13 protein-coding genes and 2 pseudogenes are annotated in these 18683 nt (G+C 64.0%); 6 read left to right on the top strand and 9 right to left on the bottom strand.

Annotated elements, in window-relative coordinates; all coding sequences use genetic code 11:
* Positions 1-1626, top strand: coding sequence for a thiamine pyrophosphate-dependent enzyme (locus ACVWW3_RS05125; protein WP_456650720.1), 1626 nt, complete (start codon positions 1-3; stop codon positions 1624-1626).
* Positions 1627-1754: 128 nt separating this feature from the next.
* Here ACVWW3_RS05125 and alkB read toward each other — a convergent pair.
* From alkB to ACVWW3_RS05105, 4 genes and pseudogenes are all read right to left on the bottom strand, one after another.
* Positions 1755-2409: pseudogene (alkB, locus tag ACVWW3_RS05120) on the bottom strand (DNA oxidative demethylase AlkB).
* A gap of 9 nt (positions 2410-2418) precedes the next feature.
* The gene (locus ACVWW3_RS05115) at positions 2419-3165 is read right to left on the bottom strand and encodes a 2OG-Fe(II) oxygenase (protein ID WP_456650722.1); all 747 of its coding nucleotides are present in this window, start codon (positions 3163-3165) and stop codon (positions 2419-2421) included.
* A 120-nt stretch (positions 3166-3285) separates the two neighbouring features.
* Positions 3286-3972, bottom strand: coding sequence for a DUF2848 domain-containing protein (locus tag ACVWW3_RS05110; RefSeq protein ID WP_456650723.1), 687 nt, complete (start codon positions 3970-3972; stop codon positions 3286-3288).
* On the bottom strand, positions 3965-5314 hold the full coding sequence (locus tag ACVWW3_RS05105) for an amidase (RefSeq protein WP_456650724.1): 1350 nt from the start codon (positions 5312-5314) through the stop codon (positions 3965-3967). Before ACVWW3_RS05105 ends, ACVWW3_RS05110 begins: the two co-directional genes overlap by 8 nt.
* Positions 5315-5507: 193 nt before the next feature.
* Here ACVWW3_RS05105 and ACVWW3_RS05100 point away from each other — a divergent pair, with 193 nt between their 5' ends.
* The 4 genes from ACVWW3_RS05100 to ACVWW3_RS05085 all read left to right on the top strand — a co-directional run bounded on the left by ACVWW3_RS05100 (position 5508) and on the right by ACVWW3_RS05085 (position 9274).
* On the top strand, positions 5508-5921 hold the full coding sequence (locus ACVWW3_RS05100; protein WP_027568974.1) for a Zn-ribbon domain-containing OB-fold protein: 414 nt from the start codon (positions 5508-5510) through the stop codon (positions 5919-5921).
* A 3-nt stretch (positions 5922-5924) separates the two neighbouring features.
* Positions 5925-7064, top strand: coding sequence for a thiolase C-terminal domain-containing protein (locus ACVWW3_RS05095; protein WP_456650725.1), 1140 nt, complete (start codon positions 5925-5927; stop codon positions 7062-7064).
* Between the two features lie 5 nt (positions 7065-7069).
* Positions 7070-7984, top strand: a complete 915-nt coding sequence (locus ACVWW3_RS05090) for an SDR family NAD(P)-dependent oxidoreductase (protein ID WP_456650726.1) — start codon at positions 7070-7072, stop codon at positions 7982-7984.
* 114 nt (positions 7985-8098) lie between these two features.
* On the top strand, positions 8099-9274 hold the full coding sequence (locus ACVWW3_RS05085) for an SMP-30/gluconolactonase/LRE family protein (RefSeq protein WP_456652063.1): 1176 nt from the start codon (positions 8099-8101) through the stop codon (positions 9272-9274).
* A gap of 63 nt (positions 9275-9337) precedes the next feature.
* Here the strand turns inward: ACVWW3_RS05085 and ppc are convergent.
* Together ppc and ACVWW3_RS05075 are read right to left on the bottom strand one after the other, a co-directional pair.
* Positions 9338-12128, bottom strand: a pseudogene (ppc, locus tag ACVWW3_RS05080) (phosphoenolpyruvate carboxylase).
* A gap of 928 nt (positions 12129-13056) precedes the next feature.
* Positions 13057-14037 (bottom strand): tripartite tricarboxylate transporter substrate-binding protein, encoded by a 981-nt coding sequence (locus ACVWW3_RS05075; RefSeq protein WP_456650728.1) that lies wholly within the window; start codon positions 14035-14037, stop codon positions 13057-13059.
* A 161-nt stretch (positions 14038-14198) separates the two neighbouring features.
* Here ACVWW3_RS05075 and ACVWW3_RS05070 point away from each other — a divergent pair, with 161 nt between their 5' ends.
* Entirely contained in the window at positions 14199-15125 is a 927-nt protein-coding gene (locus ACVWW3_RS05070; RefSeq protein WP_456650729.1) for a LysR family transcriptional regulator, read from the top strand.
* 498 nt (positions 15126-15623) lie between these two features.
* Here the strand turns inward: ACVWW3_RS05070 and ACVWW3_RS05065 are convergent, their stop codons facing one another.
* From ACVWW3_RS05065 to ACVWW3_RS05055, 3 genes are all read right to left on the bottom strand, one after another.
* Positions 15624-16028 (bottom strand): YccF domain-containing protein, encoded by a 405-nt coding sequence (locus ACVWW3_RS05065; protein ID WP_456650730.1) that lies wholly within the window; start codon positions 16026-16028, stop codon positions 15624-15626.
* An 88-nt stretch (positions 16029-16116) separates the two neighbouring features.
* Positions 16117-17661 (bottom strand): acyl-CoA synthetase, encoded by a 1545-nt coding sequence (locus ACVWW3_RS05060; protein WP_456650731.1) that lies wholly within the window; start codon positions 17659-17661, stop codon positions 16117-16119.
* Positions 17662-17787: 126 nt separating this feature from the next.
* Positions 17788-18597 carry a crotonase/enoyl-CoA hydratase family protein gene (locus ACVWW3_RS05055; protein ID WP_247349790.1) on the bottom strand — a complete coding sequence of 270 codons (810 nt, stop codon included), beginning with the start codon at positions 18595-18597 and terminating at the stop codon, positions 17788-17790.
* Positions 18598-18683: the final 86 nt, after the last annotated feature.

Here is an 18683-nt window from a genome sequence, read left to right as displayed (position 1 = left end):
ATGACCACCCTCACCGGCGGCGAAGCGATCGTAAGCGGCCTTGTCGCCCATGGCGTCGACACCGTGTTCGGCCTGCCCGGCGCTCAGGTCTACGGCCTGTTCGACGCCTTCCACCAGGCCCAGCTCAAGGTGATCGGAGCGCGGCACGAACAGGCCTGCGGCTACATGGCGTTCGGCTACGCGCGCTCCAGCGGCAGGCCCGGCGTGTTCAGCGTGGTGCCCGGCCCCGGCGTGCTTAACGCCAGCGCGGCACTGCTCACGGCGTTCGGCTGCAACGAGCCGGTGCTGTGCGTCACCGGCCAGGTCCCTACGCAATTTTTGGGCAAGGGCCGCGGCCATCTGCACGAGATGCCCGACCAGCTCGCGACGCTGCGCACCTATGTGAAATGGGCGGACCGGATCGAATATCCCGGTAACGCGCCGACCACGGTCGCGCGCGCCTTCCAGGAGATGACGTCCGGACGGCGCGGACCCGCCTCAGTCGAAATGCCCTGGGACGTCTTCACCCAACGCGCGGACACTGCCGCGGCACAGGTGCTGAAGCCATTGCCCGCGCCGCAGCCCGACCCTGATATGATCAAGCAGGCTGCCGCACTGATCAAGTCCAGCAAAGCGCCGATGATCTTCGTCGGCAGCGGCGCGATCGAAGCGCGCGAGGAGATCCTCGAACTCGCCGAGATGATCGATGCACCCGTCGTCGCCTTCCGCAGCGGCCGCGGCATCGTCTCCAACGCGCACGAGCTTGGGCTCACCATGGCCGCGGCCTACAAGCTGTGGCCGAACACCGATTTGATGATCGGCATCGGCTCGCGGCTGGAGCTGCCGACCATGTCGCGCTGGCCGTTCCGTCCCGATGGCCTGAAGAGCATCCGCATCGACATCGATCCCGTCGAGATACGGCGCTTCATCCCGGACACGGCCATCGTCGCCGACGCCAAGGCCGCGACCGCCGATCTTGCCGCCGCCGTCAGCAAGACGGGCTACAGCAAGACCGCCGGCCGCCGCGCCGCGATCCGCGAGGCAACTGCGACCGCGCAACAGGAAATCCAGCGCATCCAGCCGCAGATGGCCTATCTCAACATCCTGCGCGAGGTGCTGCCGGCGAACGCGATTGTAACAGATGAACTGTCACAGTTCGGCTTCGCCTCCTGGTACGGCTTTCCAATTTACGAGCCGCGCACCTTCATCACCTCGGGCTACCAGGGTACGCTCGGCTCGGGCTTCCCCACTGCGCTCGGCGCCAAGGTCGCCAATCCCGACAAGCCGGTGGTGGCCATCACCGGCGACGGCGGCTTCATGTTCGGCGTGCAGGAGCTTGCCACCGCCGTGCAGTTCAATATCGGCGTGGTGACGCTGGTGTTCAACAACAACGCTTACGGCAATGTCCGCCGCGACCAGCGCGAACGTTTTGATGGCCGCGTGGTGGCGTCGGATCTGGTCAATCCGGATTTCGTCAAGCTCGCGGAGTCCTTTGGCGTCGCGGCTGCGCGCGTGACCGCGCCGGATCAGTTCAAGGCGGCGATCGAAACGGCGCTCGCCCATAGTGGGCCGTATCTGATCTCGGTGGAAGTGACGCGCGATTCAGAGGTCAGCCCCTGGGCGTTTATCCACCCGCCGAAGCCGTGATGACGATCCTCATGGTGAGGAGGCGCGTGAGCGCCGTCTCGAACCATAGAGGCCCGGGTCTCGCAGCTCGGGCCTCTATCCTTCGAGACGCGCGCGAAGAGGCGCGCTCCTCAGGATGAGGAGATAGATCAGCGCGTCCTGCGGAACGTCAGCATTGATCCGCTGACGCCCGAGCAGCGCGTGCTCGCCGTCGGCCAGCGGCGCCACGCCGTGATAGGCGAGCCTGCTGGGCCCGCCCCAGACCACGACGTCGCCATGCACCAAGCGGAACCGGCGCGGCTTGTCGCTGCGCGCCGTGCCGCCGAACAGGAAGGTCGCGGGCAGCCCGAGCGAGACCGAGACGATCGGCGCCGAATAGTCCAGCTCGTCCTTGTCCTGGTGCAGCGACAGCCGCGTGCCCGGTTCGTAGCGATTGACGAGACAGGCATCGGGCGCGAAGTCATTGAAACTGCCCTGCTCCGCCGCACGGCGGGCGAGATCGCGGAGCACGGGCGGCATCGCGGGCCACTGCGCACCGGTTCGCGGATCGATCGGATCATAACGATAGCCGGTGTGATCGGTGATCCAGCCGCGCTCGCCGCAATTGGTCATGGCCACCGACATCTGATAGCCGCCGGGCGTGGTCATGCGCCGGAACGGCGACTGCGCCACGATCGCGCGTACAGCTGCAATCAGCTCGCTCTGGATCGGCTTGACGAATCCGCGCAGCAAAACGGCGCCATCGGCGATCTCCTCGCTTGACGGCTGCGCCTCGGCGACTGTCTCGAACAGATCACCCGTCAATCGCAGTGCTCATTTGGCATCATGAAAGATCACACCCAGCGTGTGGCGCTGGCCGGAGCGAATCCGGCTGACGCCATGGCGCAGATTAACGCGGTAGGTGCCGCGTGTCCCCTGCACCGGGCGGTGATGCACGGCAAAGGCGACCGCATCGCCCTGCGTCAGCGGCACCACCTCGGCGCGGGACTGCATGCGCGGGCGCTGCTCGGTCAGCACGAACTCGCCTCCGGTAAAGTCGCGTTCCGGCTCCGACAAGAGGATCGCAACCTGGAGCGGGAACACGTGCTCGCCGTAGAGATCCTGATGCAGGCAATTGTAGTCGCCAGCCTCGTATTGCAGCAGCAGCGGCGTCGGCCGCGCCTGTCCCGCCTCGTGGCAGCGTTTCAGGAACTCCACATGCGCGGCGGGGTAGCGAATGTCGATCCCCATCGCCTCATTCCAGCGATTGGCGACGCCCTGGAGATGTGCGTAGAGCGTCGGGCGCAACTGCGCGATCAGATCGGGCAGCGGGTAGGAGAAATATTTGTACTCGCCGCGGCCAAAGCCGTGGCGGCCCATGACGATGCGGCTGCGGAAGTGCGTGTCGTCAGGATAGAGCGCGGCCGTGGCGCGGCATTGCTCCGGCGTCAGTAGACCCTTCAGGACGGCGCAGCCCTGGGCGTCGAGATCGCCGGCGATCTGCGGCCAGTCCAGGGCATCGACGCGGGCGGCGAGGTCGATTGGCGACTGAAGCGTCGATTTGCGTGCTGTTGCTGTCATGGCTACGATCTTCGCAAGCTTGGTCCGCCGGGCGCCACCCGATTCCCGACTATCTCTCCGTCATCGCGAGCGAAGCGAAGCTTCGTCGCAAGGGCTCCTCGCAATGACGGTGGCGATAGCTCAGCCCAGCACCGGCAGCGTCACCACATCATAGCCGTGCTTGATCGTCCGCTTCAGCACGGGGTCTTCCAGCTCGAACTCGAAGCGGTCGGCGGGGCGGATGCCGCCCTTGGCTGCGAACGTGCCGCCGAACATGGCGCAGCCGTCGGGGAATTTCCCACCTTCGAAGCCGCGCGCGACGAGATCGGTGATCGGCAGCATCGCGTCCAGCGTGCCCTCCTGGTAGAGCACGCGCTCGCCCTTGATGAAGGCGTAGGAGCGCAAAATCATCTTGTCCCAATGGCCGATGACGTCCTCGAGCTCCCACAGCGTGGATGCGATCGGCTTGTCGCACATTTGCTTGGACACGGTGACGCTGTAGGCCTCGACCTTGCGGTCGGTGTGGTCGGAGCCGCAGCCGACGAACATGCGGCCCTGCCAGCCGATCAGCACGAATTCGACCTCGCCGCTGGAATCGCCGCCAGTGCATTCGATGCGGTCTTCCATGGTCAGCCGCCGTGCCGAGGCGCGATAATAGATCGGCGTCGAGGCCGGCCGGGCAATGCCCATAGCCTCCAGCTCCGTGATGTGCTTGTCGCGCGCGATCGCGTCGCGGCCCGTCCAGCCGGCGATGACCATCTGGTCGATCGCCAGTGTCAGTGGCGTTGTGATGTCCTGGGCGTCGACGGTGAAAGTCAGGTCAAACACGAATTACGGCCTCCATGCCGGCAGCAAGTTCAAAGATACGGCGGTCCGATCCGCCCGCGCCCGCCAGCATCAGGCCGACCGGGACGTCGCCCTCGCGATGCGCAGGCAGCGAGATGGCGCAGCCGTCGATCATGTTGATCAGGGTGCAATTGCGCAGCGCGCGCAGGTTTTCCCTGGTGAACGCCTTGTCGTCGGCGAGATCGGCGATCTTCGGCGGCGTATTGGCGGTGGTCGGCAGCACCAGCGCGTCATAGGGCGCGATGCGCGCATTGACGCGGGCGATCAGCGAACGGCGCTCGTTGAGGAGATCGATGTAGTCGGCCGCGCTCTGCGCCTCGCCGCGCATGATGCGGACGGAAACGCGGGGATCGTAGACGTCGCCCTTGGACGTGATGAGGTAGCGGTGCCAGGCGAAGCTTTCGGAAGCCGCAAAGCCGCCCTTGGCGTTCATCGGGCCGATGTCGTGGAATTCGGCCATCGCGATGCGCTCGATGATCGCGCCATGATCGGCGAGGCTCTTGAGCGCACGCTCGAACGTCTTGGCTACGTCCGCATCGAGGTCGTCGAGCGCGATCGTGGTCGGCACCGCCAACCGCATGCCCTTCACCGGGCGAGGCTTCAGCGCAACGACCGGCTCGTTCGCGAGCACGGCGTCGAGTATGGCACAGCAACTGACCGATCGTGCCAGCGGCCCGATGCTGTCAAGCGAGAACGACAGCGGCACAGCCCCGTCGAGCGGCACGCGGCGCTGCGTCGGCTTGTAGCCGACGATGCCGTTATAGGCCGCCGGAATGCGGCAGGAGCCGCCGGTATCAGTGCCGAGCGCGCCGTGCGCCATGCCGTCGAGCACGGACACCGCGGCGCCCGAGGACGAGCCACCGGGCACATGGCCCTCGGCCCGGTTCCAGGCGCCCTTCGGCGTGCCGTAATGCGGATTGATGCCGATGCCGGAATAGGCAAATTCGGTCATGTTGGTGCGCCCGATCACGACGAAGCCCGCCTTGCGCAGCCGCGCCACCGTGGGGGCATCCTGCTCGGCCGGCGAGGAATCGTCGAGCGCGCGGGAGCCGGCGCGCGTCACCTGGCCCTTGATGTCGAAAAGATCCTTGATCGAGACCGGGATACCGGCGTAGCGCGAGGGCGCCGCCTTCACCTTGCGCAAACCGTCCATCGCATCCGCCGCCGCGAGCGCCGCGTCCTTGTCGACATGGATGAAGGCACGCTGTCCCTCGCCGGCCGGATCGGCAATTCTGGCGATGCAAGCCTCGACCAGCTTGCGGGAAGTGGTGCGGCCGCTTTCGAGGTCTTCGGCAAGCTTCGCCAGCGTCGGAAAATCGGGCATGTCTGTCTCACGGAATATTTGCGTGCGCAATCTATAGCGCTGCCTCAGTTCGACACAAGCATTGTGCGCATGATGGCATGCATGCGCATTGCTGGACCGTTGACGCGCCATGGTCGATTGTCGCATCAAGATTGAAACAGGCGGGCTTGAGACCCGCCCCCTGACAAAACAAGTTCTGGGAGGATCTTCCGAGATGGCCGAACCGCAGCGCGCGCGACCGAAACCGACGCCGGAGACCCAGCATTTCTGGGACGGCACCAAGGCGGGCGAATTGCGCCTGCAGCGCTGCGACGCCTGCGCGCATGTCTATTTCCCGCCACGCCCGTTCTGCCCGTCCTGCGCCTCGCGCAAGGTCAGCATCTTCAAGGCGAGCGGAAAAGGCTTTCTCTACAGCTACGTGATCAACCACCGTCCCGCCGCGCCCGGCTTCACGCCGCCCTATGCGATCGCCGTGGTCGAGCTCGCCGAGGGGCCGCGGATGATGAGCAACATCATCGACTGTCCGCAGACGCCGGAGGCGCTCGAACTCGATATGAAGCTCGAGGTCGCCTTCGAGGCGCTCGACGACAAGATCACCCTCCCCGTGTTCCGTCCGGCGAAGGGATAGGCCATGCGCAGCAACCACGTTGCCGTCGTCGGCGCCGCCGAGACCACCGAGCTCGGGATCATCCCCAACATGTCGCAGCTCCAGCTTCACGCGGACGCGGCGCTCAATGCCATTGCCGACGCCGGGCTGAAGCTGTCGGACATCGACGGCTTCGCCACCGCGGTCGAGACACCGCAGCAGGTCTGCCACTATCTCGGCATCAAGCCGACCTGGGTGGACGGCACCTCCGTCGGCGGCTGCTCCTTCATGCTGCATGTCCGCCACGCCGCGGCGGCGATCGAGGCCGGCCTGTGCAAGACCGTGCTGATCACCCATGCCGAGAGCGGCAAGTCGATGATCGGCAAGGCGCCGCGCTCGACAGCGCCGGACAGCCTCAACGGCCAGTTCGAACAGCCGTTCGGCGTCTATGGGCCACCAAGCATGTTCCCGATTCCCGTGCTGCGCTTCATGAAGACCTACGGCATCACGCACGAGCAGCTCGCGGCGGTCGCGGTGGTGCAGCGGGAATGGGCGGCAAAGAATCCGCGCGCGATGATGAAGGACCCGATCACGGTCGCAGACGTCCTCAACTCGCGCATGATCGCCTATCCGTTCCGCCTGCTGCAATGCTGCCTCGTCACCGATGGCGGCGGCGCGCTGATCCTGACCTCGGCTGATCGCGCCAAGGACTTTCCGCGCAAGCCCGTCTACATCATGGGCACCGGCGAAAGCGTGGAGACGCCGATGGTCAGCCAGATGGAGACTTTTAATTCCTCGCGCGCGTTCAAGACCGCGGGGCCGCTGGCGTTCAGGGAGGCCGGCATCGCCCACAAGGACGTCGACCATCTCATGATCTACGACGCCTTCGCGCATCTGCCGCTGTTCGGCCTCGGCGATCTCGGCTTCATGCCGCACGAAGAAACCGGCAAGTTCATCGCCGACGGCAACACGCGGCCGGGGGCTAAGCTTCCGCTCAACACCAATGGCGGCGGATTGAGCTACATGCATTCGGGCATGTACGGCATGTACGCGCTCCAGGAGAGCGTACGCCAGATGCGCGGCATCGCGCCGGCGCAGGTGGCCAACGCCAAGATTTCGGTGTGCCATGGCGTCGGCGGCATGTTCGCCGCGTCGGGCACGATCGTGTTTACGAACGAGAGGTAATCCACATGACAAAATCACTACAGGACAAGGTCATCATCGTTACCGGTGCAGGGCGCGGCATCGGGCGCGAGATCGCGCTGCTCTGCGCGGCGGAAGGCGCCAAGGTCGTGGTCAACGATCCCGGTGGCGCCTCCGACGGCGCCGGTTCGAGCGCATCCCCCGCTGAGGAAGTGGTCGAGGAGATCAAGAAGCGCGGCGGCACCGCGGTCGCCAATTTCGAGTCGGTGGCCGAAGCCATCCCCGCCAGCAAGATCGTGAAGACCGCGACCGATCATTTCGGCCGGCTCGACGGCGTCGTCAACAATGCCGGCATCTTGCGCGACATGATCTTCCACAAGATGAGCGTGGAGGCGTTCGAGGCCGTCATCAAGGTTCATTTGATGGGCTCGTTCTACGTCTCGCACGCCGCGGCGCGGCTGTTTCGCGAGCAGGAGTCCGGCTCCTTCGTGCACTTCACCTCCACTTCCGGCCTGATCGGCAACTTTGGACAAGCCAACTACGCCGCCGCCAAGCTCGGCATCGTCGGCCTGTCGAAGTCGATCGCGCTCGACATGAGCCGCTTCAACGTCCGCTCCAACTGCGTCTCGCCGTTCGCATGGACCCGCATGATCGGCACCATCCCGACCGAAACCGATGCCGAGAAGGCGCGCGTCGAGAAGATCAAGCAGATGGGACCGGAGAAAATTGCGCCGATCTGCGCCTATCTGCTCTCCGATGCCGCCAAGGACGTCTCCGGGCAGATCTTTGGCGCGCGCATGAACGAGCTGTTCCTGTTCAGCCAGAACCGTCCGCTGCGCTCGGTGCATCGGAGCGAAGGCTGGACGCCGCAAACCATCGCCGAGCACGGCATGCCGGCGCTGAAGGGATCGTTCTACAAGCTCGATCGTTCCGCCGACATCTTCCCGTGGGATCCCGTGTAAGCGAACTCCACCTGTTGCTGCATTGCGATCTCCGGTTGTCCGGCCGGAGATCGCCCGCTTTACGCCCGATTGCAGGCGGATCGTTCCCTCCCAACACAACTTCGGGAGGAAACCATGACAAGAATACTGACCAACTCCGACGACACGATCGCAACAGAGCGCGATGGCCTCGGCCGTCGTGCCCTCTTGAAGGGCGCAGCGGCGGCAGTCGCCGCGACTGGCTTTACCGCCAACGCAAGCTTGGCAGCCTCCGTCATGCCATTGGGCCAGACGGGCGCTCCAACGAGATCGACGGCGCCGCTGCCGTTGGGACCGCTGCCAGGCAGCCGCTACCCGGACTCCCATTTGGAATCGGCCAAGAAGGGGCCACCATCGTTTGGGCCCTCCGGTTTTCCTGCCTTCGCGGGCACGATGGCTGTTGAGCGCGTAGCAACCGGCTTCCGATGGGCCGAGGGACCAGTCTACTTCCCAGCCGGCCGGTACGTGTTGTTCAGCGATATTCCCAACAACCGCATCATGCGTTTCTCCGAGGATGACGGTCATACGAGCGTCTACCGCCAGCCTTCGATGAACTCCAACGGCAACACCATCGATCGCGAAGGACGCCTGCTCACTTGCGAGCACAGCGGCAGGCGCGTCACCCGGACCGAGCTCGACGGCTCGATCACCATCATTGCCGACAGTTACAACGGCAAGAAGCTCAACTCGCCGAACGATCTGGTCGTCGCTTCCGATGGATCGGTCTGGTTTGTCGATCCCGGCTACGGGATCGGCGGCTATTATGAGGGTATCAAGGCCGAGAAGGAGCAGGCAAAAAACAACGTCTACCGGGTCGATCCAAGATCCGGGGAGATCAAGGTTGTCGTCGACGACTTCGTCGAACCCAACGGGATAACCTTCTCGCCCGACGAGAAGAAACTCTACGTCATCGATACCGGCTTCACTGATGGCCCCGATAATCCCTCCCATATCCGCGTATTCGACGTGGATATTGGGTCCGGAAAGGTCTCGAACAGCAAGGTGTTTGCGGAGATGCCCAAGCCCAGCATTACCGACGGGATGCGAACCGACACGGCCGGGCGCGTTTGGTGCTCCGTGGGCTGGGGCGATCCGAACGAGGACGGCGTGCGCTGCTATACTCCAGAGGGCGAATTGCTCGGCAAGATCCACCTCCCGGAAACGGTCGCCAATCTCTGCTTCGGCGGTCAGCAGCGAAATCGACTGTACATCTGCGGCTCGAGTTCGCTCTATGCTGTCTACACGAGTGCACAGGGTTCGATGAAGCCTTGAGCCAATAAGCGCGTGGCGAGTAGCGAACGGTTCGGACACGCATCTGTTCGCTACTCGCCCTCATCAACCCGTATTTCTCAACCCCGCCGAAATCCCGTTGATCGTCAGCTGAATCCCGCGCAGCACCTGCTCGTCCGGGTTCTGCGCGCGGTGCTCTTTCAGCAGCTCGACCTGCACATGGTTGAGCGGATCGAGATAGGGGAAGCGGTGGCGCACCGAGCGCTCCAGCAGCGGATTGCCCTGGAGCAGACGGTCCTGGCCCATGATGTCCAAGAGGGTCTCGATGCAGGAATGCCATTCGCGGCGGATGCGACCGAAGATCTTTTCGCGCAGTGCTTCATCCGGCACGAGCTCGGCATAGCGCGAGGCGATTGCGATCGAGCTTTTCGCAAGCACCATGTCCATGTTCGACAACAGCATGCGGAAGAACGGCCATTCCCGGTAGAGCTCTTTGAGGAACGGCATGCCCTTGTCGGGATGCTCCGCGATCCACTGCTCGACCGCGCTGCCAAAACCGTACCAGCCCGGCAGCATCAGGCGGCATTGCGCCCAGGAGAACACCCAGGGAATCGCGCGAAGGTCCTCGATCGCCCGGGTCTTCTTGCGCGAGGCCGGGCGGCTGCCGATGTTGAGCGTCGCGATCTCGTTGATGACGGTTGATGCCCAGAAGTAATCGACGAAGCCGTCGGTCTCGTAGACGAGACCGCGATAGGCCTTGAAGGCGAGACTTGAAAGCTCGTCCATCGCGGTCAGATATTCGCGGCGCGGCGCGCTCTGGCGCGGATGCAACAGGCTTGCTTCCAGCGTCGCCGCGGCAAGGATTTCAAGATTGTTGCGGCCAACTTCGGCGTTGGAATACTTTGACGAGATGATCTCGCCCTGCTCGGTGATGCGGATCTGGCCGTTCACCGCGCCGCCGGGCTGGGCGATGATGGCATCATAGCTCGGACCGCCGCCGCGGCCGACCGAGCCGCCGCGACCGTGGAACAGGCGCAGCCGCACGCCGTGGCGCTCGAACACGTCGACGAGGCCGATCTCGGCCTTGTAGAGCTCCCAGCCCGAGGTGACGAAGCCGCCATCCTTGTTCGAGTCGGAATAGCCGAGCATGACCTCCTGCACGCTGCCGCGGCTGTCCACCAGCCGTCGGTAATCGTGCAGCGACAGCATGCGGTCCATGATGCTGGATGACGCCTGCAAATCCTCGATGGTCTCGAACAGCGGCACGACGTTGATCGCGCTGCGCCCGGAGGGATGGACGAGGCCGACCTCCTTGAGCAGCACCGCGACCTCGAGCATGTCGGACATGCCCTTGCACATCGAGATGATGCATTGGGGAATGGCGTCCGAGCCGAACTTCGCATGCGCCTCCGCGGCGGCATGGAACACATTGAGCTCGCCCATCGTCTCGTCGCTGTACTTGACGAACGGCGACACCAGCGAGCGCGTTGAGCGCAGCTCGTTGGTGAGCAGCGAGATGCGCGCCTCCTCGCCGAGCGCGAGGTAGGACATGCCGGGATTGGCGGCGTCCATCAGCTCGGCGATGGTGCGCTCGTGCACCGCCGAGTTCTGGCGGATATCGAGCCGCGCCAGATGGAAGCCAAAACAGTCCACCGCGCGGCGCAGCAGCCGCAGCCGGCCGCGGGCGATGACGCGGGCGTTGTTGGAGATCAGCGAGCGGTGCAGCACGTCGAGATCGGCCTTGAGCTCCCTGACGCTGTCATACGGCGCGCCCTTGCCCACCGGCCGGCGCGTGATTTCGACCTCGAGCTTTTCGGCCGTGGCCGTCAACCGCGCATAGATGCCTGACACCGAGAGGCGATAGGGCTCGCCGCTCCGGTGCGGCGATGTATCGGGCGAGCGCTCGGCCAGCGTGCGCAGCTCCTCGGAGACGTCGGCGAGATGCGCGGCGATCGACAGCTCCGAGCCGAGCACATGCAGCTCTTCGAGATAGAATTGCATGACGCGGCTCGACTGCAGCCGCAGCGTGCCGCGCATCACGTCGGCGGTAACGAAGGGATTGCCGTCGCGGTCGCCGCCGATCCAGCTTCCCATCCGCAGGAACGAGGCGAGCTCGCCGGCTGCCTGCTCGCCGCCCTCCTCCAGCCGGTCCTCCAGCGCGTTGACCAGCCGCGGCACCTCGCGCAGGAAGGTGTAATCGTAGAACGACAAGCCGTTGGCGACCTCGTCGAGCACCGTGAGCTTGGTCCGGCGCAGCAAATTGGTCTGCCACAGCGTCAGCACCTCGCGGCGGAGCTGCTCGTCGCTGGCGGCGGCCTCATCGGCGGTCAGCGCGACGCGCTCGCGGCGGTCGAGCAGGGCTGCGACCTCCATCTCGCGGTCCATGGTGCTCTTGCGGCGGACCTCGGTCGGATGCGCGGTCAGCACCGGGCTGACGAGCGCGCTCTTGAAGAAGTTGCGTAGTGCATCGGCACCGATGCCCGCCGCCCTGGCATGGGCGAGCGTCTCGGCCAGCACGCCGGAGCCGCCACCCTTGCCGGCCGCGCATCTGGCGGATGTTGTTCTGGTCCTCGGCGATGTTGGCGAGGTGGGAGAAATAGCTGAAGGCACGGACGATCCGCACGGTCTCCGAGGTCGACATGCTGTCGAGGATCTGCTCGAGCTCGCGGCGGGCGAGCCGGTCCTCGTCGCGGTGAAACCGGATCGAGGTCTGCCTGATACGCTCGACCAGGTCGAACAATTCGGCCCCCTCCTGGTCGCGCACGGTGTCGCCCAGGATGCGCCCGAGCAGGCGGATGTCGTCGCGCAGCTGCGCATCCGCCTCCAGCGCCTGGACGTCCTCAGGGCGGTTGGGGCGAAGATCGGTGGCGTCGGATGGTACGGTCTGGAGGGACATGGCTGGCTCCGCTTCTAGAGCACCCTGTGGCTCCCCGGTGGCGACGAGTGTGCAAGTTTTTTGCCGCAGCGCAAGATGAAGTTGGGGGCGGCGCGGCAACGTCATCGATCATCGTGCGCGTCGCTGGCGGGCGCGCGCATATCCGCGGCCTCGCGGCGCAGGCGCCCGAGTTTTGCTGTCCGTTTCGCCCTTATCGAGAAGAAAGGGCGCAGGGAAGGCCGGGCGCCGGCTGGCACCCAGGGTCCGCACGCGAAAAACGCACGCGGGGTGACCCACAGGTGATGCCGGGACATCCCGGCCTTCCCTGCGCAATGGTTTTACGGCTTATGGCGCGCTCTCCCCGGGGAGCGATGCACTATTGCCCCCGTCGCCTTGCGGATGATCGATGCGCGCACCCGGTCGGGCCGCACATCACCGCAAGCCTTGACGCACAGACCCCGGGCGTCAGGACCACACGCTTTTGCCGTCCGCGGACGTCCCTCCCCGGACATCCGGAAGCTCGCGCGTGCTCGCCACCGAAGCCGAAAAGAAACGCTGTGACCGTGCCGGGTCGTTCGCGCAGAGCGCGATGGCTCACAGGCGTAGCCCGCCCTGCCACCTCGTCACGCGCCGGCGCTGCCGCGTCCATCGCATCCCGGCTCACGTATCGTGACGATCGCGAAACGCCCTTTTGCGGGCCGGGATGCCTTGCGGTTTACCCGAAGAGATAAATTCGGTCAATCAGAATATTTGGGAGCGCCACCCTTGACCTGCATGCAGCGTGTTTTGCCCGTCGGGCAACGCGGGGAATTGTGTGCGCAGCACCAGCGATGCGCTCTCTGATCGCAGCGCAGAGCGCCGAGGATGGATAGAACGCCAGCGATACCCATCAATCCGTTCGCCGATGACGAAGCATGGGTTTCGCAAGGGCTCTACCCATCTCACGAGCTCAGTCGTTCGGGCTAAACCCGGTTGCTTGCACGATCCCTTTCCATCGTGCCGATTCCGATGCGAGTAGTTGTGCAAAGTTGTCCATTGAGATCGAGTCGATCTCGACTGATAATTTTGCCAGGCTGCGCTCTATGACACTCGTTCGCAGAGCCGCCTGAATAGCTCCATTGAGGCCTTCAATGATATCTGGCGGTGTCTTGGCCGGAACGAAGAACCCAAACCATGTGACGTCCTTGAGCAAGGGATAGCCGGCTTCCACCATCGTCGGCACATCGGGAAGAAACCGGCTACGGGCTGGACCGGTGGTTGCTAAGGCGCGCAGTTCGCCGGCTTGCACGAGACCTAAGGAACTGTCGATTGGCATGATCGCCGATGCGATCTCGCCCTTGAGGAGGTCTTGGATTGCCGCCCTACCTTGATACGGTACGTGAAGAAACTCGAAGCCTGCCCCGCGTCCCAACGCTGCACCGATTAGGTGCATACTGGTTCCAACTCCTGGCGTGCCATAGGTCGCATGCTTTGCGTTAACACGGCACCACGAGACGAAATCGGCAAGCGTCCTCGCCTCCTCTGGCACTCGCGGCCCCACCGTCAAAGCTGCAGCGAACGACGCAACGGTCGACACTGGGGCAAAATCCTGAGGCTCGTATCTCAGCTTCTTGTGGGTATGAGGAAAGAGCGTGAGGAAACCAGTCGGCGCGAACAGAACGACCGATCCATCCGGGGGAGCGGCTTTCACGGCTTCCACGGCGACACGACCACTCGCGCCTGGTCGAGGTTCGACGACGATCGACGTTGCATAGGTCTTCATCTGTTCCGCAAGGAGCCTCGCGACAGAATCAGGCAACCCGGCTGTGAAGCCTGTTAGGATATGCGCCGTTTTCACACGCGGTTCGGCAATGATTTGCGGCACGGGACCAGCGACGGAGAAAGCGACACCGGCCGCCGACGCTATCAAAAAGTCACGACGCGTCCCCATAAGCCGTCTCCCGTGGCTCCCCTATTTCCGCAACGTGTTCTCAGCACAAGGCCAGACATTCGATTTCGGATGCCTCATCAATCAAAGCGTGCATCACGCAGACATTTCTGTCCAATTCTGATATGTGATGGTTCGATAACCGATTTGGCAGGTTCGTGGTCATGTCGTTGGTCGATCGCATTGGGCGCCGCCTGAAGCTGCGCGACCTCCGTATTCTGCTCACGGTCGTGGAGCGCGGAAGCATGGGAAAGGCTGCGGCAGAGCTGGCGATCTCGCAGCCCGCCGTATCGAAGGCAATCACCGACTTGGAACACACGTTCGGACTTCGTTTGCTCGACCGCAGCCGAGGCGGGATCGAGCCGACAGCATACGGCCGCGCACTGGTCGCGCGAGGCCGAGTGATTTTCGACGAACTCAAGCAGGGCGTCGACGAAATCGCATTTCTCGCCGACCCGTCTGTGGGAGAGTTGCACATCGGCAGTACTGAGAGTATTGCGGCCGGTCTCTTGCCGGCAGTCATCGAGCGCTTCACACGTGAGCAGCCCCGAATTCACTTGGACGTCGCGCAAGCTGTCATTAGCAAACTGCATTATCGTGAGTTGCGTGAGCGCAGCATCGATCTCATGCTGGGTCGCATTCCGACGCCATTCAAGGAAACCGATCTAAAGGCGGAAATCGTGTATGACGACCAGGTCGTCGTGGTAGCCGGCCGTCAGAGCAAATGGGCACGGATGCGTAAACTCAAGCTTGCCGATCTAGTCGGCGAGCGTTGGATTCTGCCTCCCGCGGATACCATGCACGGGTCACTCACCGCCGAGTTGTTCCGCGCGAGTAGTACAGAGTTGCCACGTGCGCCCATTACGACGCTCTCAATGCATCTGTGCTGTCGACTGGCTGCCAGTGCACAATTTGTGACGATGCTTCCAACATCGATTCTTCGCTTTGGCAACCATGGCGGCTCTCTCAAGGTACTTCCAATTCGACTTCCCGCGCAGCCGCGGCCTGTCGCAATTGTGACACTCAAGAATCGCGCGCTCAGCCCAGCCGCAAAGCTCTTTATCGAGTGCGTTCGTCGAACTGCGAGATAGGAAGGGTTCAATATCCTGAGTGCAACGCGGGGAATTGTGTGCGGAGGGCAATTGAGCGCACCCGCCTCGCCAGATGGGGCGACGATGCACGGATCATCAGACCGGACCCTAAGCCGGCCGGATAGCCGCTAAATGTTGCGAATCGCGCCTGCCATGATTCCCGCCAGTAGAATGGGCTGAGCCCTTGCGAAAACCCATCATCCTTCGTCATCGGCGGACGGATTGATGGGTTTCGCTCTACCCATTCTACGAGCTATGAGCTGAGCAAGCGCCTCGTCGTTCGAGACGACCGCTTCGCGGTCTCCTCAGGATGAGGCTGAGCTACGTCGGGTTTCGTTGAAACTGCAACCACGTGTTCCCCCCTCATTCTGAGGGCCCGCCAAGGGCGGGCGTCTCGAAGGATGGGCCGCGGGGAAGCGCCTCAAATGCGATAGCCCTACCCAAAGCCGGGCGACTTCCGCTCTGCAGCCGGAGGCCGACATTGACGGGTCCACGCCTCTACGCCGGCACGATCACCTTGCCGATCGGCCAGAGCGCGATGCCCGCCAGCTTCAAATGGGCCCAGGCGAAGGGAATGCCGATGATGGTGATCGCGAGGGCCAGGGCGGTGAGGAGATGGCCGAGCGCCAGCCACCAGCCGGCCAGCAGAAACCAGATGATGTTGCCGATCACCCCGAGCGGGCCGGTGCCGATATCGCTCATGCCGGTGACCTCGTCGCGGCTGACCGCCTTCGAACCGAACGGCAGCAGCGTGTAGACGGCGATGTTGAACGCCGCCCGCGCCCAGGGCAGGCCGATGATGGTGATGGCCATGATAACGGCAGCGATCAGCCAGCCGACCGCCATCCAGGCGCCGCCGATGAGGATCCAGAGCAGGTTGAGCAGGATGGAAACAGGGGCCATGGGATGATCCGGAGGTCGATGATCCCGCTAGTATAGCATGACCCGTGGTCCGTGACGCCACTCAGGTCGTTGGCCATTCTTGTAGCCGCTAGATCTTCCGCCCCGCCTGCTCCCAATAGGGATCGCGCAGGCGGCGCTTGAAGATCTTGCCGGAATCTTCGCGCGGCAGCCCGGCGCGGATCTCGATGTGCTTTGGGACCTTGTAGTCGGCGAGCGACGCCTTTAGGCGCTTACGAATGTCGCCGGCGTCGAGCGTGATGCCCGCCTGCGGCTCGACTACCGCCATCAGCGCTTCGCCGAACTCGGCGTCGGGAATGCCGAACACCGCGCAATCATGCACCCCGGGCACGGCGTGCAGCACCGACTCGATCTCGGCCGGATAGATGTTGACGCCGCCCGAGATCACCATGTCGCGCTTGCGGTCGCAGATGAAGACGTAGCCCTCTTCGTCGATATAGCCGACGTCGCCCGAGGTGATGAAGCCGTCACGGTCGATCTCGGCGCGCTTCTCCGCCTTGTTGTGATAGGTGAAATCGGCCATCCCGGCCATGCGCGAGTAGATCTCGCCGATCTCGCCCACGCCCAGCACGCTTCCGTCATCGCCGATGAAGCGCAGCTCAGCGCCGGGCGAAATCTTGCCGACGGTGCCGGGCTTCCTCAGCGCGTCCTCGGAGGTCGCAAAGGTGACGGCGCTGGATTCGGTCGAGCCGTAGAATTCATAGATCACCGGCCCCCACCACTGGATCATGGCGCGCTTGACATCCGCCGGGCACGGTGCCGCCGCGTGGATGATGTGGCGCAGCGAGGAGACATCGTATTTCTTGCGTGCCTCCTCCGGCAACTTCATCAGGCGGATGAACATGGTCGGCACCATGAAGATGGTGTCGATTTTGTAGCGCTCGATCAGCCCGAGAAATTCTTCGGGCTCGAAGCGCGGCATCAGCACCAGCGCGCCGCCGAGCTTGCCGGCGCGGATGCCGAACGAGTTCGGTGCGGAATGATAGAGCGGGCCCGGCAGGATCGTGCGGGCGCCGGGCTTCAGCCCGTAGATCATCGCGCGCATGCGCTCGCCGGCCGCCGCCTGTTCCGGCGTCGGCGCATTGCGTCGTACGCCCTTGGGATGGCCTGTCGTCCCCGAAGTGTAGATCATGTTCATGGGCTGCGGTACGATCGGGCCGTCATAGGGCTGGTGCTGCGCGACCCAGGATTCGAAATCGATCGCGAAATCCGGCGTCTTCAGATGATCGGGATCGATCTTGTAGTTGGCCAGAATCTCCGGCGGCGTCGGCACGCTGAGCACGGTGACGCCTTTCGGAATGGCGTCGCGCAAGGCATGCAGCATGTCGGCATGCCCGATCAGCACGGACGTGCCGGTATCCTTCAGGATATAGTCGATCTCCTCCGGCTTGAAGTGCCAGTTGATCGGCACGCCATAGGCGCCCAGCCGCATCGCGGCATAGGCGGCCTCGAGGAAGGCAATGTCGTTGCGCATCAGCATGCAGACGCAATCGCCCTGCTTGACGCCGATCATGGCGAGGCCGGCGGCGATGCGATCGGCGCGGTTCGCGACCTCGGCATGGGAGCGGCTGCGCTCGCCGGAGACAATGCCGAGGAAATTTGACGTTTCGCTCATTTGTTTTTCTTTATGTTTGACGTTGTCCCTCATGGTGAGGAGGCGCGCAGCGCTGTCTCTAACCATGAGACCTCGTGGCCCATCCCTCGAGACGCCGCTTCGCGGCTCCTCGGGATGAGGTCTGCCTCAGTCCGCAAACTTCGGCGCGCGCTTCTCCAGATTGGCACGCACCGCTTCGGTCTGGTTCGCGCTGCCGATCAGCTTCTGCTGCTCGACGGACTCGGCGAGCAGCGCGGGGCCCGGATCGACCGAGAGATTGTTGAGCAGGCGTTTTGCGGCGCGGATTGCATCGGGGCTCTTGCCGGCGATCTCGCGCGCGACTTCGAGCGCGGCAGCGCGCGGGTCGTCGCAGATGCGCGTGGCGAGACCATAAGCCATCGCCTCCTGCGCGGAGAAGATGCGGCCGGTGTAGGTGAGATCGCGCAAAATGTCGTCGCGCACGAGCGAAGCCAGGATCGGCGTGCCCGCCATGTCGGGCACCAGACCCCATTTGATTTCCATCACCGACATCCGTGCGTCGGGGGTGAGGAAGCGCATGTCGGCACCGAGCGCGAGCTGGAAGCCGCCGCCGAAGGCAACGCCCTGGATCGCGGCGATCACGGGGACCGGAAGCTGGCGCCAGCCCCACACCGCCTGCTGCGCAAAGTTCGCCTGGCCGTACGTGCGCGCCGTGAGATCGCGATTTTCGCCACCCGGAATTCCGTTGCCGCCCTTTTCCTTCATGGCGGCAAAACGCCCCATATCAAGGCCGGCGCAGAAGGCGCGGCCCTCGCCGGATAACACGACAACGCGTACGCTCTTGTCCTTTGAAAGCCGGTCCGTTGCGGCCACAAGGGCCTCGAACATGGCTTGATCCAGCGCATTCATCTTGTCCGCGCGCACCAGGCGGACGTCGGCGACGCCTTCCGAGATCGAGATCGAGACGCGCTCTTCCATGGATGATTCTCCCCTGGTTCTTGCCTGTTCTTGTTCGGTGCCGCTTTACAGAAAGACGGCGGCCGGATTTAGTCAATCGACCAATT

It is taken from the genome of Bradyrhizobium sp. LM2.9, from assembly GCF_054056555.1.
This window is presented reverse-complemented; position numbering and strand designations above follow the sequence as displayed.

Coding starts and splice junctions, on each gene's coding strand:
- ACVWW3_RS05125 (WP_456650720.1), top strand. CDS start 1: ATGACCACCCTCACCGGCGGCGAAGCGATCGTAAGCGGCCTTGTCGCC.
- ACVWW3_RS05115 (WP_456650722.1), bottom strand. CDS start 3,165: ATGACAGCAACAGCACGCAAATCGACGCTTCAGTCGCCAATCGACCTC.
- ACVWW3_RS05105 (WP_456650724.1), bottom strand. CDS start 5,314: ATGCCCGATTTTCCGACGCTGGCGAAGCTTGCCGAAGACCTCGAAAGC.
- ACVWW3_RS05100 (WP_027568974.1), top strand. CDS start 5,508: ATGGCCGAACCGCAGCGCGCGCGACCGAAACCGACGCCGGAGACCCAG.
- ACVWW3_RS05095 (WP_456650725.1), top strand. CDS start 5,925: ATGCGCAGCAACCACGTTGCCGTCGTCGGCGCCGCCGAGACCACCGAG.
- ACVWW3_RS05090 (WP_456650726.1), top strand. CDS start 7,070: ATGACAAAATCACTACAGGACAAGGTCATCATCGTTACCGGTGCAGGG.
- ACVWW3_RS05085 (WP_456652063.1), top strand. CDS start 8,099: ATGACAAGAATACTGACCAACTCCGACGACACGATCGCAACAGAGCGC.
- ACVWW3_RS05075 (WP_456650728.1), bottom strand. CDS start 14,037: ATGGGGACGCGTCGTGACTTTTTGATAGCGTCGGCGGCCGGTGTCGCT.
- ACVWW3_RS05070 (WP_456650729.1), top strand. CDS start 14,199: ATGTCGTTGGTCGATCGCATTGGGCGCCGCCTGAAGCTGCGCGACCTC.
- ACVWW3_RS05065 (WP_456650730.1), bottom strand. CDS start 16,028: ATGGCCCCTGTTTCCATCCTGCTCAACCTGCTCTGGATCCTCATCGGC.
- ACVWW3_RS05060 (WP_456650731.1), bottom strand. CDS start 17,661: ATGAGCGAAACGTCAAATTTCCTCGGCATTGTCTCCGGCGAGCGCAGC.
- ACVWW3_RS05055 (WP_247349790.1), bottom strand. CDS start 18,597: ATGGAAGAGCGCGTCTCGATCTCGATCTCGGAAGGCGTCGCCGACGTC.